The sequence below is a fragment of the Neorhizobium tomejilense genome, assembly GCF_964254135.1.
Lineage (GTDB): Bacteria > Pseudomonadota > Alphaproteobacteria > Rhizobiales > Rhizobiaceae > Neorhizobium > Neorhizobium tomejilense.
Genome location: NZ_CAXUSO020000002.1, coordinates 1,106,774 through 1,132,241 on the forward strand (window position 1 = coordinate 1,106,774; position 25,468 = coordinate 1,132,241).

Genomic DNA, 25,468 nt, shown 5'->3' on the forward strand with positions numbered 1-25,468 from the left:
TAGCGGAATTCCGTGGGAGGGTCAGGATGCGAAAGATAGTATCAAGCGCCACTGAGGCGCTGGCAGGCGTATTGAAGGACGGCATGGTGATCATGTCGGGCGGGTTCGGGCTTTGCGGAATACCCGAAATCCTGATCGAGGCGGTCAAGCTGTCCGGCGTAAAGGACCTCACTGTCATCTCGAATAATGCTGGCGTAGATGGAATAGGCCTCGGCCTGTTGCTGGAAACGCGCCAGATTCGGAAAATGATTTCGTCCTATGTCGGCGAGAACAAGCTCTTCGCCCAACAGTTCCTTTCCGGCGAACTCGAGCTCGAGTTCAATCCGCAGGGTACGCTTGCGGAACGGATACGCGCAGGCGGCGCAGGCATCCCGGCGTTCTTTACAAAGACGGGTGTCGGTACGATCATTTCGGAGGGCAAGGAGATACGGGAGTTCGGCGGCGAGCAATACGTCATGGAAATGGCGCTGACGGCGGACGTATCGCTTGTCCATGCCTGGAAAGGCGACACCGAAGGCAATCTCGTCTATCGCAAGACGGCCCGGAACTTCAATCCGATGATGGCGACCGCCGGCAAGTTCACAGTTGCCGAGGTCGAACATCTCGTCGACGTCGGCCAGATTGACGCCGACCATATCCATACGCCGGGCATCTTCGTATCAAAAATTCTCCACGTTCCCAATGCGAAGAAACATATCGAACAGCGGACCGTGAGAGCCGCACAGACGGAGGCGGTGTAATGGCCTGGACACGGGATCAGATGGCCGCGCGCGCAGCGCGTGAGCTTCAGGACGGCTTCTACGTCAACCTCGGCATCGGCATCCCGACGCTGGTGGCTAACCACATTCCCGACGGGATCAATGTCGTCCTGCAGAGCGAAAACGGCATGCTCGGCATCGGCCCTTTCCCGCTCGACAATGAAGTCGACGCCGACCTCATCAATGCCGGCAAGCAGACCGTCAGCGAACTGCCGATGACGAGCTTCTTTTCGTCGGCAGACAGCTTCGCGATGATCCGCGGCGGTCACATCGACCTGTCGATCCTGGGCGCCATGCAGGTGGCCAGCAACGGCGACCTCGCCAACTGGATGATCCCGGGCAAGATGGCCAAGGGCATGGGCGGCGCGATGGACCTCGTCGCCGGGGTCAAACGCGTCGTCGTGCTGATGGAACACGAGGCCAAGGGCGAGTCGAAGCTTTTGCCGGAATGCGATCTTCCGCTCACCGGCAAGCGCGTCGTGGATCTCGTCGTCACCGATCTCGGCGTTTTCACGATCGCAAGGACGGGCGCTCCGGAAATGGTGCTGGTCGAAATCGCCGAGGGGGTGACCCTTGAAGAAATCAAGGCAAAGACCAGAGCTGACTTCGGGATCGGTCTTTGATCGGCGTATAGGGCAATACATCCCGAGGGACGCCGAATGAAGCGAGGTCAGCTACCAAAAAAGAGTTCCTAGATCCGGGTTACCTCCGGATATCGTGCGCCGCGGCTGACCGCGTCATGGATCCAAAAGGCCGCGTCCAAATCGACGCGGCCTTTTGGTTGGTCTTGCGATCCCGGTGTCGCGAGAAAGGCCTGGCCGAACTCAGACGCCGGCCTCCGTCGCAGCGGCCACCGAACTGAGATAACCATGGCGCTCTTCAGTTATCTCCCTGCTGACTGGGCTGCATACATGTAGCTGTCATAGCTATACTCGGCCACCCGGAACCACTCGAAGCTCTCGTCACGGAACTTCTTCCAGCCAGGATAGATCTTTGCCCATGCCGGGTGTTTCTGCGAATATTCGGCGTATAGTTCAAAGGACGCTTTGTAGGCTGCATCCATGACGTCGCGTGGCAGCGGACGCAGCTGGACACCCTTGCCCACAAGAGAGCGAATCGCGGCGGTATTCTTGACGTCGTAGAGCGCCTGCATATTGACATTGGCCGCCTTGCACGCCGTGTCGAGCGCTGCCTTGTAGGCGTCCGGAAGGGCGGAATACTGACCTTGGTTGATGAAGAAGTGGATCGTCAAACCGCCTTCCCAGTACGCAGGATAGTAATAGTTCCTGGCAATTTGGTAGAACCCGAGCTTTTCGTCGTCATAGGGGCCGATCCATTCGGCGGCGTCGATCGTGCCGCGCTCAAGAGCTGGATAGATGTCGCCACCTGGAAGCTGCTGCGGGACGACGCCCAGACGGGACATGACTTCGCCGGCGACACCGGCGATCCGCATCTTGATGCCCTTGAGGTCAGCGACGCTCTTGATCTCCTTGCGGAACCAACCGCCCATCTGAGCGCCCGTCGCGCCGCCGGGAATACCGACCACCCCGTAGTTCGACAGGAATTCATTATAGGCCTGATTGCCGCCGCCATGGTAAAGCCAAGCATTCTGCTGGCGGCCATTGAGGCCGAATGGAATGGTCGAGCCGATTGCGAAAGTCGGATCCTTTCCAGTAAAATAATAGCCGCAGGTGTGGGCGAGTTCGACGGTGTTTTCCTTGACGGCATCGATCGCCTGGGCACCGGGCACGATTTCGCCTGCCTGGAATACCTGGATCTGGAACTTGCCATTGGTGATCTTCGAAAGCGCCTCGGACATGACGACCGCGCCGCCATAGATGGTGTCGAGATTGTTTGGGAAACCCGATGTCAGGCGCCAACGGATCGATGGCATTTCCTGTGCCACGGCAGGCGCTGCAAGCGTCGCACCGGCTGCCGTGGCAGCTCCGGCGATCGCCCCCTTGGTCAAAAAGCCACGGCGGCTTACGTCATTTGGCATGTCAGTCCTCCTCGGTTGTTGTTTCTCTGGCCAAGCCTAAGGCCAGGGGCATAGACGCCGACGTTCGTCGGGTGTCGTCAGGGATTGGTTCCGCTCGCGGGTGGAGCACCAAAGCTGGGTGTCGGTGAACCGAAGCTTGGCGGGGCTGCACCGCCACTAGATGGTTCCGGTGCCCCGAATGGTTGGGTCGGCGTTCCAAATGGGCTAAGTCCGCCCTCTCCAGGCATCGGCACGTTGATCTGAATGGTATTCGGATCGACTGCCACCGCTCCGGATTTGTAGTGCGTCACCAGGCCCGGGAACACGATCACGACAATGACCATCACCAGCTGGATTGCGAGATAAGGCAGCGCTCCCATGTAGATCTGGCCGGACGTTACGGGCTGGATCGTAGCGCCCGTGAGCCGGTCTTTGTAAGCGCGGCTGGGCGCAACCGAGCGAAGGTAGAAGAGGGAAAACCCGAATGGCGGATGCATGAACGAGGTCTGCATATTGATCGCCAGCATGACCCCGAACCAGATCAGATCGATTCCGAGGTTGTCGGCCACTGGCGCCAGCAGGGGTATGATGATGAAGGCAAGCTCGAAGTAGTCGAGGAAAAACGCCAGGAAGAAGACCAGGAGATTGGCGACAATCAGGAAGCCGATCTCACCACCTGGCACCGATGTCATCAAGTGCTCGACCCAGATGTGGCCGTTAACACCATAGAAGGTCAGCGAGAACACGCGAGCCCCGAGCAGGATGAAGATCACAAACGACGATAGCTTCACCGTCGCATAAAGTGCGGATTTGACCATCGCCAGATTGAGACGGCGGTTGATAGCCGCAAGCGCAAGGGCGCCCACTGCTCCCATGGCGCCGCCTTCGGTCGGCGTCGCGAGACCGATGAAGATCGTGCCAAGCACCAGGAAGATCAGGACAAGCGGCGGAACCAGCGAGATGATCACCTTCCGCAGCAGCTTCCAGCCACGCAGCGAGCGCGCTTCGATCGGCAAAGCCGGGACACTCAGCGGCCGAATGAACGACATCAGGATGATATAGCCGGCATAGGCCGCCACCAATAGCAGGCCCGGAACAAGCGCACCTTTGTACATATCGCCGACTGATCGGCCAAGCTGATCCGCGAGGATGATCAGCACGAGGCTTGGCGGAATGATCTGGGCCAGCGTTCCGGAGGCCGCGATGGTACCGGCCGCAACTCGCCGGTCGTAGCCGTAGCGCATCATGATCGGGAGTGAGATCAGGCCCATGGAAATGACGGAGGCGGCAACGACCCCTGTCGTTGCCGCCAGGATCGCGCCGACGAAGATGACGGCAAAAGCGAGCCCACCCCTGACGGGTCCGAAAAGCTGGCCGATGGTATCCAGCAATTCCTCGGCCATACCGCTTCGCTCCAGGATCAGACCCATGAAGGTGAAGAACGGGATCGCCAGCAGTGTCTCGTTCGACATCTGGCCGAAAATGCGGTCGGGAATGGCGCCGAACAGATTGACGGGCAGAAGCCCCATCTCGATACCGATGAAGCCGAAAACGAAACCGACAAAGGCCAGTGCGAAGGCGACCGGATAGCCTATCAACAGCACGACGATCAGTGAAAGAAACATGATCGGCGCGAGGTTTTCCGCGAAAAATGCAAACATTCGGATGCCTCGGCCTTAGAGGGTATGTGCTTCAGCGTCAGCCAGCGCGATTGCGTCCGGTATGTCGCCGCGAAGAATTGCGATCCGCTTGATGAGTTCGGAAAGCCCCTGCAGAGCCAGCAGGCCAAATCCGAGCGGGATCATCGCCCACACAGGCCAGAGGAGCAGCCCTCCGGTATTGTTGGAAATCTCGCCGCTGATGAACTTTGACGTCACCCTTGGCCATGACAGGTAGATCGTGATGAGGCAGAACGGGAACAGGAAGAACAGCGTGCCGAGGATCTCGATCCACAATTGTGATTTGCGCGACAGACGCCCGTAGACGAGGTCGACTTTGACATGTTCATTGTTGAGAAGCGTGTAGCCGGCCGCAATCAGGAACCCCGCAGAGAACAGGTACCACTGAGCCTCAAGCCATGCGTTGGAGCTGAGATTGAACAGTTTTCGCGTGGTGGCGTTCGCCGCACTGATCACGATGGCGAGCAGTATGAGCCACGAAACCGCCTTACCGATGATCGTGTTCGCCGCGTCTATGAGACGCGACAGCGACAGCAAGTTGGACATGAAATTTCCTCCCAAGCCCCGATTTCGCGGGAACTGGGAGGCAGTGCTACGTCGCCGGCGAGGAGCGAACAAGAGCGTGGTGAGGTGAAATGAACGAGGCTACCCAGAAGTGGGTAGAGCCGAGGAGACGTCAGGCGACGACACGCCATTCTCCATTACATACCGGATCAGTCCGGCCGTCGTAGCGATCCCGAGCTTTTTCTTTATGTTTTTGCGGTGGGTTTCAACAGTCGCGGCTGAAATGGCCAGCACATCCGCAATATCACGATTGCTGCTTCCGGCGGCGATCTTGATGAGCACGTCCCGCTCCCGCGCTGTCAGACCGTCGGAACCCTCGGCGCCCTTGCGTGAAAGAAGCGCTTCGGAAACCCCTGACGAGAAATATCTACCACCGGAAGCAACAGCTTCGATCGCGGCGACAATCTCCTCCGTGGGAACATCCTTCAGGATATATCCGGCGGCCCCCCTCAAGACCGAGGCCGAGATATATTCACGGTTTTCATGCATGGAGAGCATCAGTATCCGGGTCTCGGGAACCGCCGCCTTGAATAGGTCGATAGCCTCGATGCCGTTCAATTGCGGCATGTTGATATCCATCAGGACGACGTGCGGCAAGGTCCGCCGTGCCGCGTCTAAGCCTGTGCTGGCCTGAATGGCCGTTCCCACGACTTCTATGTGCCCGTAGGTTTCGAGCAGCGCCTTTAGCCCCTCGAGTACGAGCGGGTGATTGTCCACGAGAAGGACCTTAATCCGATCCGAGACCATCAAGCCGCCACCTGCTTATCTTCCGGTCGATTGGCAGATTTCGGAAGCATGGCGGTCAAAGTTGTCCCATCCCCCGAGGATTTGACCAGTAATATGCCTCCAAAATGCGACATGCGTTCCTGCATATTCCTCAAGCCCAAGCCGCCACTCTTGGGCCAAGCGCCAGCGGAACTCCCGTCGAAACCGCCGCCATTGTCGGAAATGGTCATCCGCACGCGTTGGCGTTCCCGCCAAAGCCGAACGTTCACCCGACTGGCGCCCGCATGTCTTTCTATATTGGTCAAAGCTTCCTGCGCTATTCTGTAAAGCGCAGTACTTGCTTCGGCCTTCAAAACGTCAGGCCCGTCCGCCTGCACGTCGATTTCGATACCGGTTCTCTCGCCGAAATTCTGCGCCAGTGATTTCAGCGCCGGCGTCAGTCCCAGATCGTCCAGCACCCTTGGCCGCAATTCATGCGAAAGACGTCTTACCTCCTTGATCGCCTGGGTCAGAGCCTCGGCTCCACGATCGATCGCGGCAGACGCATCGTCTGCGTTACCTTTCGCTTTTCGGCTGGCGAGGTCGATTGCGTATCGAACGCCGACAAGGCTCTGTGAAATGCCGTCATGCAGCTCTCGTGCAAGCCTTGCCCGCTCTTCCTCCTGAGCATCGATGACCCGCTGGGTAAGGGCGGTGAGCTTGTCGTCGGCGAGGCGGCGCTCATGAAGGGTGATCCATAGGCAGGTCGCAAAGACCAGGAGAACGGCCGGTACCGCAATCAGAGCGACAATCGTGAATGTCTCCCGGATGTTCCGCCGGGTATCGGCATTCGCGGCAGCGGTCTGCGCGTAAACATCATCAAGATATACGCCCGTGCCGACCATCCACTTCCACTTCTCGAGACCGACAGCGAAAGAGAGTTTATCCGCTATCTCGCCGCTTGATGGTTTTTCCCACTTGTACTGATGCAATCCACCGCCTTCCTTTGCCTTGGCAATGAGATTGGCAATCACCTTGTCTCCGTCAGGATCGGTGAGATCGAGCCAATTGTGCCCTGGACGGAAGGTCTGGCGCGGATGGACAACATTGTTGCCGTCATAATCGTAGACGAAGAAATAACCGTCGGTCCCGTAGTCCAACGCGGTCAGGATCGATCTGACCCTCTCCTTGGCAGCCTCGTCCTGTTGTCCGGCATCGGCATAAATCTCCTGAATTGCAGAAATCGCCAGGTTCGTAAGGTTAAGAAGCTCGGTCTCCTTCGCCTTCAGCATGTTGCGCTCGAACGTGTCGATACTGCTCTGGGCGAGCCTTGTGGATTGCCAGGTGATAAACGCCGTGACGGTCAGGATCGCGACGATGAGCGGCACGATTGCCAGAGCCACGATTTGATGACGCAGGTGCAAAGGTATGTCCCCCGGCGAAGCATGATGGCGAATACGAGCCGCCGGGCGATTAGAAATTATTCGAGCCGTCGACACTTGATCGCAGCATTATCAGGATCATCGGCCTGCACCAACGCAAAAGAGCGACATCCGCTCCGCATCCTCTCCATCACGAGCAGACCATCAGCTTGCGAGGCTCCAGTAACTGCCGGGGCGCGCAGGCGAAATCCTCAATGCCGCTATCGATCCAGCAATCAGCCTTGCCCTGCCCCTTAGATCAGAATGACTGCTACTGCCGATTACGGCCGCTTCATCTTCAGCCTTAAGGCCCTATTGACTGACAACGCCGTGTTCGTAGGTTCGGTCCGCTCGTGTACACGTGGTGAGATACTTGTGGCGAGCAAAGCGGCCGGGGACGTGTGGATGCTCCGGCCGCCGCCAAACATCAAACCTGAGACGCACGGTGTTACCAATGGCCACGCCTGGCGGCTGTGGTGTGGTCAACCGGTCTTGTCTTCGACCAGACCCGAGGCGAGACTGGCACTTGAGATCTAGCCCCAGGTTGATCGAACCTGACCGCATCCTGACAGCATCACTTTTGGTTGACAACCACTGGGCACATTCATCATGTTCACCGAAACAGGTAAAAGGGGACATCGATGAACATCAGCAAACGTTTCATGTCGATCGGCGCCATCGTGGGGGTGCTCGCTCTCGGTGCCAGCTTGGCAGGCGCGCAGGCGCCGGCCTTTTTTAGAATTGGTACGGGCGGGACTGCTGGAACCTACTATCCGATCGGGGGATTGATCGCCAACGCAATTTCAGGCGCCGGCGACAAGGGTGTTGCCGGCCTCGTTTCCACAGCTGTTGCCTCGAATGGGTCCGTGGCCAACATCAACGCGATCCAGGGCGGATCGATGGAATCGGGGTTCACCCAGTCGGACGTCGCTTATTGGGCGCACAGTGGCACGGGCCTTTATGAAGGAAAGGGCAAAGTCGAAGACCTTCGCCTGATCGCCACGCTGTATCCGGAAACCATCCATCTTGTTGCCCGCAAGGATGCGGGCATCAAATCGGTTGCAGACCTTAAGGGTAAGCGCGTTTCCATTGACGAACCAGGCTCGGGGACGATCGTCGACGCCCGTATCGTGCTCGGTGCCTACGGATTGAAGGAAAGCGATATCAAGGCCGAGCACCTCAAGCCTGGCCCGGCCGGCGACCGCCTGCGTGACGGGGGACTGGACGCGTATTTCTTTGTTGGTGGTTATCCGACCGGGGCTATCTCCGAACTGGCCACGTCCAGTGGCATCTCGCTCGTTCCGATCAGTGGTCCGGAAATTGACAAGCTGATCAAGGACTACACCTTCTTTTCGAAGGATACCGTCCCCGCCAATACCTACAAGGATGTTGCTGAAACACCGACGATCTCGGTTGCGGCACAGTGGGTTACCAGCGCCAAGCAGTCGGACGAGTTGGTCTACAAGATCACCAAGGTCATGTGGAACGGAGCGACGCGCGCTGCACTCGATGCTGGACATGCGAAGGGCAAGATGATCACTCTTCAAAATGCGACGACCAGCCTGGGCATTCCCCTCCATCCGGGCGCAGAGAAATTCTACAAGGAAGCCGGCGTCCTGAAGTAAACAGGCGCCGAACATGTGATTGGTGATGCGGCGGCAGGCTGAGGCAGGCCGCCGCATCGACCGTTATAGCAGTATTATCGCTAAGGATTTCCGACATGGGCGACGGCACAGCCGGCAAGACCTCTCCGATGGAGCTTGACGAAGCAAAGGCGCGCGAGCTCGAAGAGCAGTTCGATGCCGAAATTCGGTTTCGGCCGCTGGCGCCGCTTGTTGCGCGGCTGGTCGGAGCCTTGCTGATCGCGTTGTCCCTCTTTCATTATTACACCGCCGGCTTCGGCCTTCTATCGGAGGTCCTGCATCGCGGCATCCACCTGTCTTTCGTCCTTGGCCTGATATTCCTGGTATTTCCTTTCTCAAGGCGCGGTTACGGCGAGCCGGCACCTTCGACTGTACTGCGGCCGCTCGGCATTTCGCTCTTCGATTGGGCGCTGGCAATCGGTGCGGTCATCGCCGTCATGCACGTGCCATTCATTCCGCTCGATGACCTCGCCTTCCGTGTCGGAAATCCGACGCCGACGGATGTCGTGCTGGGTGGCGTGCTGGTGCTGGTCCTTCTCGAAGCAACACGCCGCTCGGTGGGCTGGCCCTTGCCGATTATCGCCGTCCTGTTCATGGTCTACTCTCTGTACGGGCCGTCCATGCCGGGAATTCTGGTCCATCCCGGCGCGACCTTCTCGCAGTTGATCAATCACCTCTATCTGACCAGCCAGGGCATTTACGGCATCGCGCTCGGCGTCGTTGCCACCTACGTCTTCCATTTCGTGCTGTTCGGGGTGTTTGCGACACGTATCGGGCTCGGCCAGCTCTTTCTGGATTGCGCGGCATGGGTCGCTGGTCGCTACGCTGGTGGTCCGGCCAAGATATCGATTTTCGGATCGGCACTGTTTGGCATGATATCCGGCTCGTCCGTCGCCAATACGGTCACTGTCGGCTCGCTGACGATCCCGGCAATGATCCGGCTCGGCTACAAGCGCACATTTGCAGCGGCCGTCGAATCCGCATCGTCCACCGGTGGCCAGATTACCCCACCGATCATGGGCGCCGCGGCATTCCTGATGATCGAGTTCCTTGATCTCCCCTACACGACGATCATCCTGGCGGCGATCGTTCCGGCCTTCATGCATTTCTTCGGTGTTCTGGTTCAGGTTCACTTCGAGGCGAAGCGTGAGGGTCTTCGAGGCATGACCGATGACGAAATGCCGGATTTGAAGGAAGCCTTAAAGCGCGACTGGCCGACCATCATCCCGCTTGTCGTGCTGATCGGTATCCTGCTTTCCGGCTACACGCCTTATCTCGCTGCATTCTGGGGCATCACGCTTTGCATCGCCGTTGGCCTCATCAATCCGCGCCGGCGCATGTCGGTGACGGAAGTCTTCGAGGGCCTGCGGGACGGTGCGAAATACGCGCTCGCCGTCGGCGCGGCGGCGGCGACGGTTGGCATCATCGTGGGGGTCGTGACGCTGACCGGCGTCGGCTTCAAGATTTCCTACATCGTCACGACGACGGCGGCGGAAATGGCCAGCTGGGTCGGTACGATGGTTCCGACCGCCTGGTTCGGGCCGCAGACACTGACATTGCTATTCACCCTCATCATGACCGGTGTCGTCTGCATTCTGATGGGCTGCGGCATTCCGACGACTGCCAATTACATCATCATGGCAACGATTGCCGCCCCGACACTTGGCTTGCTCGGCGTTGAGCCGATCGTCGCGCATTTCTTCGTCTTCTATTACGGGGTGCTGGCCGACATCACACCTCCCGTAGCGCTCGCGGCCTATGCCGCGGCCGGCATGGCGGGAGCCGATCCCTTCAAGACAGGCAACACCGCATTTCGCCTCGGTTTGGGAAAAGTGCTCGTACCGTTCGTGTTCGTGTTCTCGCCATCCCTTCTGCTCGTGACCGCCAACTTCTCCTGGAGCAACTTCACGATCGCCTTCGTCGGGTGCGTCTTGGGCATTACATGCCTCGGCTCCGCCCTTTCCGGTTTCTTGCTTGTCAGAACCGTCTGGTGGGAGAGAACACTCCTGATTTTAGCCGCGATCCTGTTGGTAGTCCCTGAACTTGTGTCGTCGCTGGTGGGGCTGCTCTTGGTCGTCCCTGTCTTGGGTCGGCAGCTCACTGCGGTCCGCCGGGTGCACGCTTAAGAGGCGGCCAGCACCCCAACCGAAACCGCTGAGGAGTGGTCAATACGCAGCGGCGTCTGACATCGGGGCAGCGAAAGAATACCCATGCCAATTCCTTCCATTGCGTTGCACCTGCTTCAAACCTAGGTAGGAGCGATGAAGACAATCATCAGCCACAATGTCGCGAGGCCACAATGGGTTGGCTGATCGGCGGCGCGATAGTTTTGATAGTCTTTTTGTTTTCGCGCAGAGCTGGCGCCGTTGTGGTCGCTTTGCTCGCCGTTGCCTGGGTCGGGTTTTGGCTCGCCACGGATCGGAAAAGCGAGCAGGAGCCCTCGAACCAGTCTGTCTCCATCTCAGCGAACTCCGATCCCCAGTTGTGCCCAAATCCAGATATGCCGGTCTCGGTCCGGATTACCAACCATGCGGACAGAGCCCTTGAGACTGTCTCGTTCAGCCTGGTTGCCAAGCAACGCAATTCGATCGTTTACAGGGCGTCTCATACGAGTGATGAAGTCATCGCGCCGGGAGATACCTTCTCGACGTGTTACGGACTAAACCCGCTTTCCTTTGCCATCCGCACTGTCCGCTATGACCCGCGAGAATTGGATTGGACGGGCGAAACTTCCCTCACCCGGTTTGCGAGCCCGTAAGCCGTCAACGCCTAAGTTTTGCTCCCTTTTCCGGCCGCGGCCTGCTGGTGGATGCGCACCAGGGTGGTGTCGGGCGTCAAGACCAAAAAGCGATCACGAACTTGTGTTCGCGGCAAAGCGTAACGTCGGGCTCTCCCCATCGAATGGGTGGTTACGCAGCCGATCACCGGCCTGCGGACTTCAAAGAGGAGATCATCCATGAACCGTTCCACGCTCACCCTCGCCCTCGCCGGCTCGCTCGCATCGGCAATCGCATCCGTTTCCTTCGCCGCACCGCTGGCGCCGGAAAAGATGGTCGGCAACGAGAAATGCTATGGCATCGCACTGAAGGGTCAGAACGATTGCGCCGCCGGCCCCGGCACCACCTGCGCAGGCACCTCGACGGCCGACTATCAGGGCAATGCCTGGAAGGCCGTCCCCGCCGGCACCTGCACCTCGATGAATGTCAACGGCCATAAGGGCATGCTGCAGCCCATGAAGGGTTGATCCCCGGCGGAGGCCCGGTTTGGCCGGGCCTCCGACTTATCCGTCGATACAGGGAGAACAGCAATGACCGTTTCCGCAAACCGCGCCACCGCCTTGCCGCCACGCGCCGGCCTCAGCCTCAAGCCGGAGCATTACGAAACCATTCTCGCCATCAAGCCGGATGTCGGCTTTTTCGAGGTCCATGCCGAAAACTACATGGGTGCTGGCGGGCCACCGCACCGCTATCTCGAGACCGTCGCCGACCTCTATCCGCTGTCGCTCCATGGCGTCGGCCTGTCGATCGGAGCAGCGCGCGACCTCGACAGAGAACATCTGAAGCGGCTTCGCGGCCTCATCGACCGCTACCAGCCGCAGAGCTTTTCGGAACATCTGGCCTGGTCGACCCATGAGACCGGCTTCCTCAACGACCTTCTGCCGCTGCCCTATACGGCCGAAACGCTGGCGCGGGTCGTCGACCATGTGGATGAGACGCAGCAATGGCTCGGCCGGCAAATGTTGCTCGAAAATCCGTCGACCTATCTATTGTTCTCCGAGAGCACGATCGACGAAGTGGATTTCCTGACGGAGATCGCCGACCGCACCGGCTGCGGGCTGCTCCTCGACGTCAACAATGTCATGGTTTCGGCCGTAAACCACCGTCTCGATCCAGTCGCCTATATCGACCGTTTCCCGATCGAACTGGTTGGTGAAATCCACCTGGCCGGCTATGACGAAACTGTCGACAGCGTGGGTGACCGGCTGCTGATCGACGCCCATGGCAGCACCGTCAGAACCGATGTGGTGGAGCTTTACCGACACACTCTGTCCCGGAGCGGTCCCCTGCCGACATTGATCGAGTGGGACAACGACGTCCCGGATTTTGCCACCCTTCAGGCAGAGGCGGTTCGCGCCGATGCCATGTTGAACGCTGCGGCCGTAAAACGCCGTGCCAACCGGGCGGCATGACCATGGGTTTCATCGAAAGCCAGGATGCCTTCGCCGTCGCCCTGCTGCATCCGGATCAGCCGCTTCCGCAAGGCATTACCACCGCCCGCGGCACAGCCGATCCATCGCGTTTCGCCGTCTACCGCAACAATGTCTATGTCGGGCTGACGACGGCACTCGGCCAGCGCTTCCCGGTGACGAAGCGGCTCGTGGACTCCGAATTCTTTGCCGGCATGGCCCGCGCCTACGCCGCAGATCACAAGCCGGCCTCGCCACTGATCATGCACTATGGCGATGACTTCCCCGATTTCATCGCGGCATTTCCGCCCGCGGCTTCTCTCCCTTATCTTCCCGATGTCGCCCGCATCGAGGTTGCCTGGAACCGGGCCTATCATGCGGCGGACAGACTGCCGCTCGGCGTCACCGCACTTGCCAGCGTGGCGCCGGAGCGAATTTCCGACATGGCGCTCGTTCCGCATCCCTCGGCTCGGCTCGTCCGGTCGGACTTTCCCGTGGGCTCGATCTGGAGCGCCCATCAGGACGAGACCGTGGCAACGGTAGCCGACTGGCAGGCCGAGACCGTGCTGATCGTACGGCCGGCAATGCACGTCGAGATCCATGTCCTACCTCCGCGGGACGCGGCGTTCGCGGCCTGCCTCCTTGAGGGGGCGACCCTCGGCGAGGCGGCGCAGGCGGCATTCGCCGCCGCGCCCGATTTCGATTTCGGATCGGCTTTGATCGGTCTGATCGGCCTTGGCGTATTCAGCGCCTTTGAACCTGTTGAAGGAGAACTTCCATGACCATCGAACGTGCTTCCTCCCGCGGTCTCGGCGTGGCACTTGTCTCGCTTCATCATCGTGCCGAACACCTGCTCGCATCAATTCCGCAGTCACTGCCGCTGCTGGCGCTGCGCATCGGCCTGGCCATCCCGTTCTTCAAATCGGGGCTGACGAAGTGGGACGGTTTCCTGACCCTCTCGACCGGCGCCAGATTTCTGTTCGAACAGGAATTCAAGCTGCATATATTCGGCAGCCAATTCTCCTATCCTATGCCGTTGACCATGGCGGCGGCGGCCGGGATTGCCGAACTTGCCCTGCCCGTCCTGCTGGTACTGGGCCTTTTCACCCGCTATGCGGCTCTTGGCCTGCTGGCGATGACGGCAGTGATCCAGCTCACTATTCCGGACGGCTGGGCCAACTTCCATCTTCCCTGGGCCGCCATGGCGCTGACCCTTGTGGTGTACGGCGGCGGCAGGATCGCACTTGATCCCTTGGTCAAACTTCGCGGCGAATGACGAAGCTCGGCCCATCTCGAACCGGTTGAATACTCTCAATCCGCCTAACCTGGAGACGTCCCAAGGGGCAGCGTCAATCGGCTAAGCTGTTCGACAGCTCCACTCTCGCAATTATGCATTCCGCCCAAAAATATTCTTGATATTTGTAGGTCAAACGTCCTAAAAGGCTCTAGGTCAATCGTCCTAATGAAACGAATGCGCTTTTAGCAAAGCGCATTCAGAGGAGCCGGAATTTTGGTCGCCACGACTACGCGACAGCAGATTGTCGAAGCAGCCGATAGGCTCTTCTACGAGCGAGGTTTCGAGGCGACGTCCTTCGCAGACATCGCGGCGGTCGTGGGGCTTTCGCGTGGGAACTTCTACTATCACTTCAAGACCAAGGACGAGATTCTCGAAGCCGTGATCGCCCATCGCCTTTCAAAGACAAGGGCGATGCTCGATGCGTGGGAGGTCGAGAGGAAAACGCCGACCGACCGCGTCCGCAGCTTCATCAACATCCTCATCATGAACCAGGCAAAGATCATGGCCCATGGCTGCCCCGTCGGGACGCTATGCAATGAACTCGCCAAGCTCGATCATGTTGCCAAGAACAGAGCGGCCGAGCTGTTCACTTTGTTCCGCGGCTGGCTGTCGCGCCAGTTTAGAGACCTTGGCTACGACACCGGTGCCGATGAGCTCGCCATGCACATTCTCATGCGCAGCCAGGGTGTGGCCGCGCTCGCAACCGCGTTTCGCGATGAGGCGTTCGTGCGCCGTGAGGTTGAAGACATGTGCCAATGGCTGACAGCGCAGCAACCCACGTCATCACCCAAGTAGAAACCGTTTCCGTCCAGAATTCCCGAGGGGTCGCCTATGTTCGTCGTTACACTCAAATTCTCTGCCAACAAGGCCAAAGCGCCTGCCTTGATGGAGGGGCACAATGCCTGGCTCAAGCGAGGCTTCGACGAGGGCATTTTTCTCCTTAGCGGAAGCATTCAGCCAAGCGCAGGCGGAGCGGTTCTCGCCCACAATACCTCCCGCGCCGATCTGGAAACACGCGTTCAGCAAGACCCCTTTGTTGTGGAAGATGTCGTCACCGCCGACATCCTCGAAATCGCACCCGGCCGCACGGATGACCGCCTGGCTTTTCTCAAGGTTTGAGGTATGAGCGCGACGATCCCGGGCCCGGACGGGCAACCTTTCGGCGTCCGACTGCGACCAAGCGGAGTTAAACCTCACCCGTATATTCGCCTCTCGCCGGGTAGTCGTTCTTGATCACGAAGTCCAACGCCTGCACCATCTCGGCGAAAATCGGCCGCGCAAACGGCATGGATTGCACCGAGAGCCAATAGACGGCCTGGTCCGGTCTGATCAAGAATACGCCCGGCTCTGAGAAAAGCTCCGGCTCCTCGATGCCGATCGAGGTCTTTCCCCGCGAGGCGGAGATATAGAGACCCCATTGCCGGGCCGTGCTCAAGGGCAGGCCATAACCGATACGCAGATGTTCTGCACCGATCTTGTCTGCCATTTGCCGGGCGCGTTCCTCCCCATCGGAGCTCATGGCAATTGTGCGCACGCCGCGCTCTTCGAAGGCTGGCGTCAGCCGTTCCAATTCCTTGAGATAGTTTCCGCAGACGGGGCAGTGAAGCCCGCGGTAGAAGCACACGAGCGTCATCAGCGATGGGGTTTCGCGCGTGAGATCGAATTCTCCGTGCTGAAGAGTCTTGACGGTCAAATTGGGGGCCAGTGTTCTCGGGACCAACATCGATCAACTCCTTTAGGTGAAACTTCTGACGCCATGTTGACGTCACGGCATTAGCATCCCATGATCACGATCATTACTGGTCCAGAAATCATGATCCAAAGTCTGAAAATTCTTCCGAAGGTCGATCGCCTAACGGCCTTCTTTGATGCGTTCGAGCTGGAAGCCTCGCTGGAACCGCCACCGATCAGCGATGGCCGTGCCCGGCTGTTTGTAATTGGAGAGCCGGGTGGCCCTGCCGAACGGATCGTCCTCCACCCACGGGGCGACACGTCTCCCGAGCCATCGGCTTTGATAACCGCGGCGGTCGATTTCGAGGGGACGCATAACCCGCTGATGAACGCTTTGCCGGACCGGGTCGTGGTCGACGTCAATGACATTCCTACCCTTCGCGACACCACGGCCGCCTTCATGGCGGAAGCGCTGGAATCGCGCTGCGGACGTAGCGCCGCCCTTAACCGGCTTTGCGAAGTCATCGTCCTGCTTATACTGCGGTCAGCGATCGACCGCGGGGCGACTGGACCGGGTTTGCTGGCGGGTCTGTCCCATCCCGCGTTACACCGGGCGTTGGTGGCAATGCATGATGCGCCAGCGCGGGCCTGGAACAGCGATGACCTTGCCACGGCTGCGGGGATGTCGCGAAGTCATTTCATGGCCCTGTTTCGCGACGTGGTCGGCACGACGCCGCAGGCTTACCTGACCGGATGGCGGCTGATTCTTGCTCGACGGAAGCTCGATAAAGGGGCGAAAGTGAAGGCTGTGGCGCGCCAGGTTGGATTTGGCAGTGCGGCCGCATTCTCTCGCGCCTTCTTTCGAAAATTTGGGGACTGGCCATCAGTCCGATCGTAGGTGCGGGATCGAGACGCCCGCCTGTTCCTATGGTCTTCGCGCATCGACTGGTGTCGGACGGCAAAGGCGCCAGGCGGGGACTGGGACTTTCCTACCTGCGAAGGGTAAACGCAGCGCGAAATGCCTCGAGGGCACTCTCCGGATCGCCCTTTGCGAAAGCCTCCATGCCGACGGGCCCACGATAACCCATCTCGTGGAGCGCGCGCGCTATCATCGGATAATTGACCTCGCCGGTACCTGGCTCGCACCGACCGGGCACATCGGCCACCTGCACCTCGCCGATCCATGGGAGGCAGGCACGGCACGTTTCGATCAGGTTCCCCTCGCCGATCTGCACGTGATAGAGGTCGAGGTTGAGGCGTAGACGCGGATGGTTGACCGACGCGACCAGAGCCAGGGTGTCCTCGGCACGTCCGAACGGCGTGCCGGGATGATCAACCGGCAGATTGAGGTTTTCCAGTGTGAAGACGACATTTTCCTCCTCCGCCATGTCTGCAATGCGGCAAAGCGTATCCCTTGCCTTCAGCCACATCCGTCCTGTCACCACATCGGTGGGTCGGGCCGGGAGCCCGCCCTCGCCAAGCCCGGTCCCATGCAGATTGAGGCGCGCGACGCCGAGCCGCTTGCCGACCATGGCCGTCTCGCGCGCGGAACGCAGAAGCTCGTCGGCGCCCTCGTCGTCTGCAAGCCGGCCGGTAAGATAGCCGTTCATGATCGAGAACGTCGCCCCCGATCTCTCCAGCCCGGCGAGATCGTGGTCCGGCCAGTTCCATAGGCCGACTTGAAAGCCCAGGTCGGCCAGCCGCGCGCAGCGCCACTCGATCGGCTTGTCGCGCCAGAGCATTTCCGCGCAGGCGGCGAGCGTGAAGGGTTGATCCATGTTTACTCTCTCGATTGTTATGGGGCGCAAGAAGGTGCGTCTTCAATCAGGCCTGGCGCTGCCGCAGGCTATGTCGGCAAGCGTGCGGATGCCGATGACATCGGGCATGCCCCTCACGGTTTCTGCCCTTCAATGCGGATGACAGCACCATTCGAGGCAGCCATGGCGTGAATGACCTTCTCGATGTCGAGCCCTTGGACGAAGTCGGGACCTGCGTTCGGACCGCCAGCGATCGCCACCAGCAGGTCGCGCGCCTCGACCACCTTCTGCTCGTTGAAGCCGAAATTGTGCCCCGGCGCCGGGCAGAAGGCGGTAAAGTCCGGTTGCCCGGGTCCGGTCAGATGACGCACGAAGCCGGCCTCGCCGGCGCGGTGCACCCACAATTCGTTCATGTTCTCCTGATCGAACACGATCGTGCCGTCGCTGCCATGCACCTCCCATTGCAGCCGGCACTTGCGGCCCCGCGCCACCCGGGAGGTGGCGAACGAACCCTGCGCGCCCGAGGCGAAGCGCAGGAGCGCCAGAGCACTGTCCTCGTTCTCGACCCGTTTCGGCCCATCCGGAGAGGGACGCGTGGGGATAGTGACCTGGGTCTGGGCGACCACATCGGTGACCGGCCCCATCAACGCCAGCATATGGCTCACGAGGTGGCAGCCAAGGTCGCCGAGTGCGCCCAGTCCGCCGCCCTCGTGAGTCATCCGCCACGACCACGGGAGGAGCGGGTCGGCCGAATAGTCTTCGTCATAGACGCCGCGGAAGGCGACCGGCCGCCCGATCGCGCCGTCGCGGATCAGGCCGCGCGCCGCCTGGAAGGCCGGGCTCCTGAGATAGTTGTAACCGAGGATGGTGACCTGGCGCGGATGTGCGGCCGCCGTCGCCGCCATCGCCTCGGCGTCTGCGAGCGTCAGCGCCATCGGCTTTTCCAGCCACACATGCTTGCCGGCCTTGAGCGCTGCCTCAGCCATCGGGCGGTGCATGCCGTTCGGGGCAGTGATCGAGACGATGTCAACCTTCGGATCGGTTACCGCTTCCTCCCAGCGTGCGGTGGCGCGGGCAAAGCCGAATTGGCGGGCGAAGGCCTCGGCACTCTCCGGCGTGGCATCCGACAGGATCTCGAGCCGGTGATGCGCGCCGCCGAATACCGCGGCGACGTTGCGCCAGGCCATGGCGTGGCACTTGCCCATGAAGCCCGTGCCGATGAGGGCGACCCCGAGCGGACTTTGAGGCAGTGAAGACGATTTATCCATTCGGGGTTACCTCAGATCGTTCCGCCGAGCGAGCCTTCAAGCTCGGCCATTTCCTGACCACCGGCCATTAGGTCCTGCAACTGGGCGGCAGTGATTTCGCCGCGCGTAGCGGTGCCGAGCGTCTGCCCGCGGTTGAGCACGGTGAAGCGGTCGCCCACGGCAAGCGCATGGCGGACGTTGTGGGAGATGAACACGACGCCTATTCCCTGAGCACGCACGCGCTTGATGGTCGCAAGCACATTGGCGGTCTGTCGCACCCCAAGCGCCGAGGTTGGTTCGTCGAGGATCAGCACCTTGGCTCCGAAATAAACGGCGCGCGCAATCGCCACCGTCTGCCGCTCGCCACCCGAAAGCGTGCCGACCGCCTGGTCGGGGCCGCGCAGGTTGATGCCCATCTTGCGCATTTCCGCCATCGTGATCTCGTTGGCGGTGTCGATATCGAAGCGCTTGAACAGGCCCCGCCCCTTGGTTGGCTCGCGTCCCATGAAGAAGTTGCGGGTGACGGACATCAGCGGGATCATTGCCAGATCCTGGAACACCGTGGCGATGCCGGCCTCCATGGCGTCGCGCGGGCTGTCGAAGGAAAGCGGCCTTCCCTCGAAAGTGATGGAGCCCTCGGTCGGCTTGTGCACGCCGGACATGGTCTTGATGAAGGTCGACTTGCCGGCACCGTTGTCGCCGAGCAGGCAATGGCATTCCCCGGCGAGCAGGTCGAAGGTCACGCCGTTGAGCGCGATGACGTTGCCATAGTGCTTTTTGATGTTTTCCATATGGATGATAGGGGCGGACATCTCAGCGTTCTCCGGTCACACGTCGGCGGATGACGTTGTTGAAGATCACCGCGAGCAGCAGCATCGCGCCGAGGAACACCTGGAACCAGTCCTGATCGAAGCGGGTATAGGTCAGCCCGATCGTGACCATGCCGAAGATGATCGCACCGAAGAAGGCACCGATCGCGGAACCGTAGCCGCCGGTCAGGAGGCAGCCGCCGATGACCGCGGCGATGATCGCCTCGAACTCCTTCATGAAGCCGCGGCGGGCGTCCGTGGAACCGGCATCGATCACAGTGATGATGGCAACAAGCGCGGCGGCCATGGCCGTCAGCATGAACAGCGAGATCTTGACCCGACGTACGGGCACGCCGGAATTCTGCGCCGCCAAGGCGTCACCGCCAGTGGCGAAGATCCAGTTGCCGGCCGGCGTGCGCAGCAGGACATAGGTTGCGACCAGCGCGAAGGCGATGAACCAGATAATCTCGACCGGGATGCCCGGCACCTTTGGCACGCCGGATTTGAAGCTGTCGACAAGACCCGCCTTTGCCAGCCATGTCAGAATAAATCCGAAGGCGTCGCCCGAAAAGATCGGCGCCAGGAAATCCCCCTCGACCGCTTCGCGGATGCCGCGCAACTGGGTGGAACCGCCGGTGAACATTTTCAGGCCGACCAGTGATGCGCCCCGCAGCACAAAAAGACCGGCGAGCGTGACGATGAATGAAGGCAGCCCGGTGCGCAGCACGATCAGCCCGTTGGTCACGCCAAGTGCCGCGGCGAGCCCCATCGTCAACGGGATTGCGATGATGAGCGGCATGCCGACATTGACGACGAAGACGCCAAAGACCATGCCCGCAAAGGCCACCATCGAGCCGATCGACAAATCGAATTCGCCGCCGATCATCAGCATGGCCGCAGCGATGCCGAGAATGCCAAGCTGTGCGGCCGGCGTCATGAAGTTCATGATCCCGGATAGCGTGAACATGGTGCGGTCTGCGGTCAGGAAAAAGAACACGGTGACGAGAACGACCCCTCCGATCGCCCCCAGTTCCGGCCGCTTCATGAGTTTCGTTGCGAAGGACTCGGTTTTGATCCGTTCGTCCGCTCGCGCCAGCGTTTCTGTCGACATTGACCTGTCTCCTGATCGGTGGCCGAGCCGCGACGTGGAACGCTGCGGCCCGGCAATCAACTGCGGTTAACGGATGCCCTTGGCCGAAAGATCGATGACCTTGGCGGCAGCCTCCTTGGTCACGAGGTTCGGTCCGGACGGAACGTCGCCACCTGGAACAAGGCCATACTGCGCATTGAGCGCGAGGAAGGCGACTGGCAGATAACCCTGCAGGAACTGCTGCTGGTCGATCGCGAATGCCGCCTTGCCGTCCGCGATGAACTTGAGAAAGCCGGCCGAAAGGTCGAAGGTGGAGATCAACACGCCGTTGCGTCCGACCGCCTGCGCCGCCTTGACGCTGGGCTCGCCAACGAGCGAGGCGTTGAGTGCCAGGATTACATTCAAGTCCGGATCGGATTCCAGCGCTGCGCGCACCTTGGCTTCGACTTCCGCCGGATCGTTGGTGGTCGGGAGTACCTTGACTGCCTTGCCAAAACCCTCCTTGAAGCCGGCGCAACGGAGGTCGAGCGAAACGTTACCGACTTCCTGGTTTACGCAAATGGCCTTTTTGCCGCCCAACTCCGCAAGCTTCTGGCCGGCGACCTTTCCGGCGTCGAATTCCGATTGACCGACATGCAGCAACGCACCGAGCTTATGCGCGACATCCGAACCGGAATTCATGGAAATGACCGGAATGCCGGCAGCAACTGCGCGCTTGATCGCCGGACCCAGCGCGTCGCCGTCAGGAATCGAGACGACGAGGCCATCGGGGTCCTGGTTGACGGCAGCGTCGATCATCTGGCCCATCTGGACCATGTCGAAGGTCTCCGGCGAGCGGAACTGGACTTTAACGCCTGTGTCCTTGGCCGCCTTTTCGACGCCGTTTTTAACCACCGACCAGAACGGATCGTTCGCCTGGCCGTGAGCCACGACGATGATGTCGGTCGCAAGGGCCGGACCCGCCATGGCGACTACCGCGGCGATGGCGACGGATGCTAATAATTTCTTCATGCTAACCTCCCGATTGAGTTCCCCTTTGGACGTCACTCCCGTACGTCCATTCCTCCGGCCAGGCAGGCCGGAACCGAAAGCCGAGACGACACCTCCCGTGTGCCGCGGCAATGCGTGCGCGATGGCCACGGCCATCGCGTTCATGTTTAAGGCGCCAGATCGACCGATTGGCCCGACCGTGCCGATTGGGTCGCAGCCTCGGCCATCGCCAGCGCCGCGACGCCGTCCGTCAGCGTGACCGGGATGGGGGCACCGTCGAGAATGGCGCACACGAAGGCATCCCATTCCGCAGCATAGGCGCGCATGTAGCGCTCAAGGAAAAAGAACTCTGGTTTGGCGCTTGTCACGCCGGCCTTCGTCGCCTTGGACACCGTGTTTTCGAGCACGTTTGCCGCCGACAGCAGGCCCTCAGCGCCCAGCAACTCGACACGCTGGTCATAGCCGTAGACGGCGCGGCGGCTGTTCTTGATGACCGCGATACGCCCGTCGGAATAGGTCAGCGTCACGACGGCGGTATCGACGTCGCCGGCCGCACCGATTTCGGCATCGACGATCGACGTGCCAGTCGCGTGAATGGTCTTCGGCGCATCTCCCATCAAGAAATTCGCCATGTCGAAGTCGTGGATCATCATGTCGCGAAACAGTCCGCCCGACACCTTTATATAGCTGACCGGCGGCGGGGCCGGGTCGAACGAGGTAATCGAAAGCAATTCCGGCTTGCCGATTTCGCCGGCGTCCAATGCCGCCTTGACCCTTGCGAAATTCGGATCGAAGCGACGATTAAAGCCGATCATGACCGGGACACCGGTGGCCGAAGCCACGGCCAAGCATGCCTTGGCCCTCTGCAGCGAGAGATCCACCGGCTTTTCGCAGAGCACGGCTTTGCCGGCCTTTGCGGCCTCCTCGATCAAGTCGGAATGGGTATCGGTAGAGGTCGCGATCAGCACGGCGTCGATCGAGGTGTCCCTGAGGATCGCCTCGGAACTCAGTGCCTTCGCACCGTAGGAGCTGGCCAGAGATTGCGCAGCCTCTTGGTTGACGTCCGACACGGCGACCAGTTCGCTCCTGGCATGGCCGGCAATATTAATGGCGTGCACACGGCCAATGCGGCCGGCACCGAGCAGTCCAATTCTCAGCACTGATACCCTCCTGAAAGCGGCCTCCCGCCGCCTTGAAACGGACTATCTCTACATTTGCTCGCGCGAGCAAGAAAAATCTGCTCCCGCGAGCAAAAAAGATGGGATAAACAAAAAAGGCGCTATCAATGGAGGCTGAACCAATACAAAACAGAGGCGGGAGATCGGAATGCCAAACGAAAAAAGACCCCCTTTTGCCGAAAACGTCACGGCGGACGATGTCGCAATCGCCGCAGGCGTGTCGCGCTGGACGGTCAATCGCGCCTTCCGCAAGGATGCATCCATCTCGCCGAAAAGCCTCCAGAAGGTGATGGTTGCGGCAGAACGCCTCGGCTATCTGCCTGATCTGCGTGCCGCAAGCCTTGCCTCGGACCGATCCAACTTGGTAGCGCTGCTGATCGACGACTTCGCCAATCCGCACAAACTGGTCATGATGGAGCGCCTCACCCGTATCCTGCGGCGCGAGGGCTGGGATATCCTGCTGGTAAATACGCTGAACAGAGACGATGCAGGCCATGCGCTTTTGAATGCAAGCCAGCGGCGCGTCGACGCGGTAATCCTGATCGGCATCCAGTTTGACGACGACGTACTGGAAACCGCGCTCCAGGCTCGCCGCTTCCGCAAGCTGATCGTCTTCGCCCGCAGTTCGGAGAATCCGAACACTATCTCGATCGCGGTCGATGATGTCGGAGCAATGACCGAACTGGCGCGTTACGTGCATCGACGCGGATATCGACGCCCTCTATTCCTTGCAGGGCCGCAAAGCTATTCGGCACATCTGCTCCGGAAAGAAACATTTCTCGAATACTGGGGGAAACATTTCTCGTTCCGACCCGAGTCGGTGACGGTTCCTGCCTACGATCCCGCGCTGGCGGGAACTATCGTGATGGAAACGTTGAGCCATCGAGGGCCATCAGACTTGCCGGATGTTATCGTTTGCGAGAATGACGCACTCGCAATGGGAGCAAGCGACGTCATCCGGCACCAGTTGGGACTGGAAATTCCCAAGGATATCGCCATTACAGGCTTCGACGACGTGCCCCAGGCGGACAATCCAAACTACCGCCTCACCACCTATCGGCAGCCCCTGACGGAAATGGTTGAATACCTCGTCAAGGTTTTGGCGGATCCGGAAGAGCGGGATCTCAATCGTCTTTTCACGGGAAGACTGATACCGCGACACAGCGCTTAGGGACTAGCTTGAGAGTAAGAGGCGCCGGCGGATGCCATGGCGTCCCGGGCGCGTGCGATACGGCGATCGAATTCCGCCCGGGAGAACATGGTCAGGCAACCTCGCAGATATCGAGGATGGTCAGCATGTAGACGCGGATCATGTCGAGATAGTCGACGATGTCGACACGCTCGTCGGGCATGGTGTTGTAACGGCCGCCGGGGCCGCACACGATCCCTTCCATGCCGAGTTCCTGGTAGAGATGGCCGGCATCGGTACCGTAGAACCGGGTTGGCGTGATCGCGCCGGTCGGCTGTTTTTCGCCGCGCACGGCTTCATAGGCCGCGTTGATCGACTTGACGATGCGCGATGTCGGCGAGACCTCGAAGGGCGGCATCAGCGGGCGACCCTCGATCAGTTCCGGAACCAGCTTTGCCTTGAGGCCGGGGAATCGGCCTTCGAGAGCCACCAGCTCCTTTTCGAGATCGGCCAGCACGCCCTCCTGCGTCTGCCCCGGCGCATAACGGCACGAGCCCTTGAGGCGGACGAAATCTGCGACCTGCGGCGGGCGCCATTCTTCGAGACCGCGCCCGAGGGCGCCATGAACGACGCCGACATGGCCGCGGTTGATCGACCGGTGCACGTCGCTCCTGGCGCCGCTGAAGGTCATGGCGTTGATGCGCGGGATGATGTCGCAGGCCGCGGCGATCGCATCGACGGATTCCTCGCGCTTGGAAAGATGGCGCGTGTCGCCGGTCAGTTCGATGACATAGCTCAGAGCTGCCGCGTGCATGGTGACGGCGACGAGATCACTCGGCTCGCTGTTGATGAAATAGTCCGCCTTGACGCCGTGCCTGATCGCCGCAAGCGTGCCGACGCCGCCCTGCAGTTCGCCGACCACGAAGGTCAGGATAACGTCGCCCTTGAGCTTGACGCCGGCATCGAGCAGCGTCTTGACCGCGCAGAAATAGGCTGCATCACCGGCCTTCATGTTCGACACGCCGATACCGTAGATGAACTTGTCATCGACGAGGCCGGCATAGGGATCGACCGTCCAGCCTTCGGTGACCGGATTGGTGTCGAGATGGCCGTTGAACAGCAGGCTCTTGCCGCCGCCGGTACCCCTGAGGCGTCCGATCGTGTTGAAGCGGCGGCCTTCGTGGAATGGCTGCAATTCGGCTTCGACCCCGATCTTTTCCAGTTCGCCGGCCATGTAGCGCGCAAGATCACGCTCGCCATCGGTTTCCGAATGGCTCTTGTGCTGGACCATCTTCGATAGGAAATCGAGGCAGGCCTTTTCGTCGATCCGATCCACCAGGGATTTCGGGTCCATTGTCATACTCCT

27 protein-coding genes are annotated in these 25,468 nt (G+C 60.3%); 13 read left to right on the forward strand and 14 right to left on the reverse strand.

Features of this window, described 5'->3' with window-relative positions:
* Window positions 1-26: 26 nt before the first annotated feature.
* Both ACSQ3G_RS27915 and ACSQ3G_RS27920 read left to right on the forward strand, forming a co-directional pair.
* Entirely contained in the window at window positions 27-740 is a 714-nt protein-coding gene (locus tag ACSQ3G_RS27915; protein ID WP_046665330.1) for a CoA transferase subunit A, read from the forward strand.
* A complete protein-coding gene (locus tag ACSQ3G_RS27920) occupies window positions 740-1,381 on the forward strand; it encodes a 3-oxoacid CoA-transferase subunit B (RefSeq protein WP_436112578.1) in 642 nt (213 codons plus the stop codon). Before ACSQ3G_RS27915 ends, ACSQ3G_RS27920 begins: the two co-directional genes overlap by 1 nt.
* A gap of 260 nt (window positions 1,382-1,641) precedes the next feature.
* Here ACSQ3G_RS27920 and ACSQ3G_RS27925 read toward each other — a convergent pair whose 3' ends face one another.
* The 5 genes from ACSQ3G_RS27925 to mctS all read right to left on the reverse strand — a co-directional run bounded on the left by ACSQ3G_RS27925 (window position 1,642) and on the right by mctS (window position 7,108).
* The gene (locus tag ACSQ3G_RS27925; protein WP_436112579.1) at window positions 1,642-2,757 is read right to left on the reverse strand and encodes a TRAP transporter substrate-binding protein; all 1,116 of its coding nucleotides are present in this window, start codon (window positions 2,755-2,757) and stop codon (window positions 1,642-1,644) included.
* 77 nt (window positions 2,758-2,834) lie between these two features.
* A complete protein-coding gene (locus ACSQ3G_RS27930) occupies window positions 2,835-4,397 on the reverse strand; it encodes a TRAP transporter large permease (protein WP_436112580.1) in 1,563 nt (520 codons plus the stop codon).
* 15 nt (window positions 4,398-4,412) lie between these two features.
* On the reverse strand, window positions 4,413-4,961 hold the full coding sequence (locus tag ACSQ3G_RS27935) for a TRAP transporter small permease subunit (RefSeq protein ID WP_105402629.1): 549 nt from the start codon (window positions 4,959-4,961) through the stop codon (window positions 4,413-4,415).
* A 99-nt stretch (window positions 4,962-5,060) separates the two neighbouring features.
* A complete protein-coding gene (gene mctR / locus ACSQ3G_RS27940) occupies window positions 5,061-5,726 on the reverse strand; it encodes a two-component system response regulator MctR (protein WP_436113214.1) in 666 nt (221 codons plus the stop codon).
* Window positions 5,726-7,108, reverse strand: coding sequence for a two-component system sensor histidine kinase MctS (mctS, locus tag ACSQ3G_RS27945; RefSeq protein ID WP_436113215.1), 1,383 nt, complete (start codon window positions 7,106-7,108; stop codon window positions 5,726-5,728). Before mctS ends, mctR begins: the two co-directional genes overlap by 1 nt.
* A gap of 638 nt (window positions 7,109-7,746) precedes the next feature.
* Here mctS and ACSQ3G_RS27950 point away from each other — a divergent pair.
* From ACSQ3G_RS27950 to ACSQ3G_RS27960, 3 genes are all read left to right on the forward strand, one after another.
* On the forward strand, window positions 7,747-8,730 hold the full coding sequence (locus ACSQ3G_RS27950) for a TAXI family TRAP transporter solute-binding subunit (RefSeq protein WP_046632184.1): 984 nt from the start codon (window positions 7,747-7,749) through the stop codon (window positions 8,728-8,730).
* 95 nt (window positions 8,731-8,825) lie between these two features.
* On the forward strand, window positions 8,826-10,874 hold the full coding sequence (locus ACSQ3G_RS27955) for a TRAP transporter permease (protein ID WP_436112581.1): 2,049 nt from the start codon (window positions 8,826-8,828) through the stop codon (window positions 10,872-10,874).
* A 173-nt stretch (window positions 10,875-11,047) separates the two neighbouring features.
* Entirely contained in the window at window positions 11,048-11,506 is a 459-nt protein-coding gene (locus tag ACSQ3G_RS27960) for a hypothetical protein (protein WP_436112582.1), read from the forward strand.
* A gap of 11 nt (window positions 11,507-11,517) precedes the next feature.
* On the opposite strand, the gene ACSQ3G_RS27965 is transcribed toward ACSQ3G_RS27960, so the two are convergent.
* The gene (locus ACSQ3G_RS27965; RefSeq protein ID WP_436112583.1) at window positions 11,518-11,706 is read right to left on the reverse strand and encodes a hypothetical protein; all 189 of its coding nucleotides are present in this window, start codon (window positions 11,704-11,706) and stop codon (window positions 11,518-11,520) included.
* Between ACSQ3G_RS27965 and ACSQ3G_RS27970 the strand changes: the two genes are divergently transcribed.
* The 6 genes from ACSQ3G_RS27970 to ACSQ3G_RS27995 all read left to right on the forward strand — a co-directional run bounded on the left by ACSQ3G_RS27970 (window position 11,705) and on the right by ACSQ3G_RS27995 (window position 15,350).
* Window positions 11,705-11,992 (forward strand): BufA1 family periplasmic bufferin-type metallophore, encoded by a 288-nt coding sequence (locus ACSQ3G_RS27970; protein ID WP_046665609.1) that lies wholly within the window; start codon window positions 11,705-11,707, stop codon window positions 11,990-11,992. The genes ACSQ3G_RS27965 and ACSQ3G_RS27970 overlap by 2 nt on opposite strands.
* Before the next feature lie 63 nt (window positions 11,993-12,055).
* Complete coding sequence (gene bufB / locus ACSQ3G_RS27975; protein WP_436112584.1) at window positions 12,056-12,937, forward strand: MNIO family bufferin maturase; 882 nt, start codon at window positions 12,056-12,058, stop codon at window positions 12,935-12,937.
* Window positions 12,934-13,716 (forward strand): HvfC/BufC N-terminal domain-containing protein, encoded by a 783-nt coding sequence (locus tag ACSQ3G_RS27980; RefSeq protein WP_436112585.1) that lies wholly within the window; start codon window positions 12,934-12,936, stop codon window positions 13,714-13,716. Before bufB ends, ACSQ3G_RS27980 begins: the two co-directional genes overlap by 4 nt.
* On the forward strand, window positions 13,713-14,210 hold the full coding sequence (locus ACSQ3G_RS27985) for a DoxX family protein (protein WP_105436900.1): 498 nt from the start codon (window positions 13,713-13,715) through the stop codon (window positions 14,208-14,210). The genes ACSQ3G_RS27980 and ACSQ3G_RS27985 overlap by 4 nt, the downstream gene beginning before the upstream one ends.
* A 234-nt stretch (window positions 14,211-14,444) precedes the next feature.
* Window positions 14,445-15,026: a TetR/AcrR family transcriptional regulator gene (locus tag ACSQ3G_RS27990; protein WP_436112586.1), complete on the forward strand. Its 582-nt coding sequence runs from the start codon at window positions 14,445-14,447 to the stop codon at window positions 15,024-15,026.
* Window positions 15,027-15,062: 36 nt separating this feature from the next.
* Window positions 15,063-15,350 (forward strand): YciI family protein, encoded by a 288-nt coding sequence (locus ACSQ3G_RS27995; RefSeq protein WP_105436902.1) that lies wholly within the window; start codon window positions 15,063-15,065, stop codon window positions 15,348-15,350.
* Window positions 15,351-15,417: 67 nt separating this feature from the next.
* Here ACSQ3G_RS27995 and ACSQ3G_RS28000 read toward each other — a convergent pair whose 3' ends face one another.
* A complete protein-coding gene (locus ACSQ3G_RS28000; protein ID WP_436112587.1) occupies window positions 15,418-15,954 on the reverse strand; it encodes a peroxiredoxin-like family protein in 537 nt (178 codons plus the stop codon).
* A 60-nt stretch (window positions 15,955-16,014) separates the two neighbouring features.
* On the opposite strand from ACSQ3G_RS28000, the gene ACSQ3G_RS28005 reads away from it, so the two are divergent.
* On the forward strand, window positions 16,015-16,800 hold the full coding sequence (locus ACSQ3G_RS28005; protein WP_436112588.1) for a helix-turn-helix domain-containing protein: 786 nt from the start codon (window positions 16,015-16,017) through the stop codon (window positions 16,798-16,800).
* A gap of 91 nt (window positions 16,801-16,891) precedes the next feature.
* Here the strand turns inward: ACSQ3G_RS28005 and ACSQ3G_RS28010 are convergent, their stop codons facing one another.
* From ACSQ3G_RS28010 to iolG, 6 genes are all read right to left on the reverse strand, one after another.
* Window positions 16,892-17,680: a TIM barrel protein gene (locus tag ACSQ3G_RS28010; protein WP_436112589.1), complete on the reverse strand. Its 789-nt coding sequence runs from the start codon at window positions 17,678-17,680 to the stop codon at window positions 16,892-16,894.
* Window positions 17,681-17,793: 113 nt separating this feature from the next.
* Entirely contained in the window at window positions 17,794-18,927 is a 1,134-nt protein-coding gene (locus tag ACSQ3G_RS28015) for a Gfo/Idh/MocA family protein (RefSeq protein WP_436112590.1), read from the reverse strand.
* Between the two features lie 11 nt (window positions 18,928-18,938).
* Complete coding sequence (locus tag ACSQ3G_RS28020; RefSeq protein WP_046635831.1) at window positions 18,939-19,718, reverse strand: ATP-binding cassette domain-containing protein; 780 nt, start codon at window positions 19,716-19,718, stop codon at window positions 18,939-18,941.
* A gap of 1 nt (window position 19,719) precedes the next feature.
* The gene (locus tag ACSQ3G_RS28025) at window positions 19,720-20,826 is read right to left on the reverse strand and encodes an ABC transporter permease (protein WP_105425707.1); all 1,107 of its coding nucleotides are present in this window, start codon (window positions 20,824-20,826) and stop codon (window positions 19,720-19,722) included.
* 66 nt (window positions 20,827-20,892) lie between these two features.
* The gene (locus ACSQ3G_RS28030; RefSeq protein WP_105402613.1) at window positions 20,893-21,816 is read right to left on the reverse strand and encodes a sugar ABC transporter substrate-binding protein; all 924 of its coding nucleotides are present in this window, start codon (window positions 21,814-21,816) and stop codon (window positions 20,893-20,895) included.
* Between the two features lie 146 nt (window positions 21,817-21,962).
* Window positions 21,963-22,955, reverse strand: a complete 993-nt coding sequence (gene iolG, locus ACSQ3G_RS28035) for an inositol 2-dehydrogenase (protein WP_436112591.1) — start codon at window positions 22,953-22,955, stop codon at window positions 21,963-21,965.
* A gap of 166 nt (window positions 22,956-23,121) precedes the next feature.
* Between iolG and ACSQ3G_RS28040 the strand changes: the two genes are divergently transcribed.
* Complete coding sequence (locus tag ACSQ3G_RS28040; RefSeq protein ID WP_436112592.1) at window positions 23,122-24,144, forward strand: LacI family DNA-binding transcriptional regulator; 1,023 nt, start codon at window positions 23,122-23,124, stop codon at window positions 24,142-24,144.
* 91 nt (window positions 24,145-24,235) lie between these two features.
* Here ACSQ3G_RS28040 and ACSQ3G_RS28045 read toward each other — a convergent pair whose 3' ends face one another.
* Window positions 24,236-25,456, reverse strand: a complete 1,221-nt coding sequence (locus ACSQ3G_RS28045) for a M20 family metallopeptidase (protein WP_436112593.1) — start codon at window positions 25,454-25,456, stop codon at window positions 24,236-24,238.
* Between the last annotated feature and the right edge of the window lie 12 nt (window positions 25,457-25,468).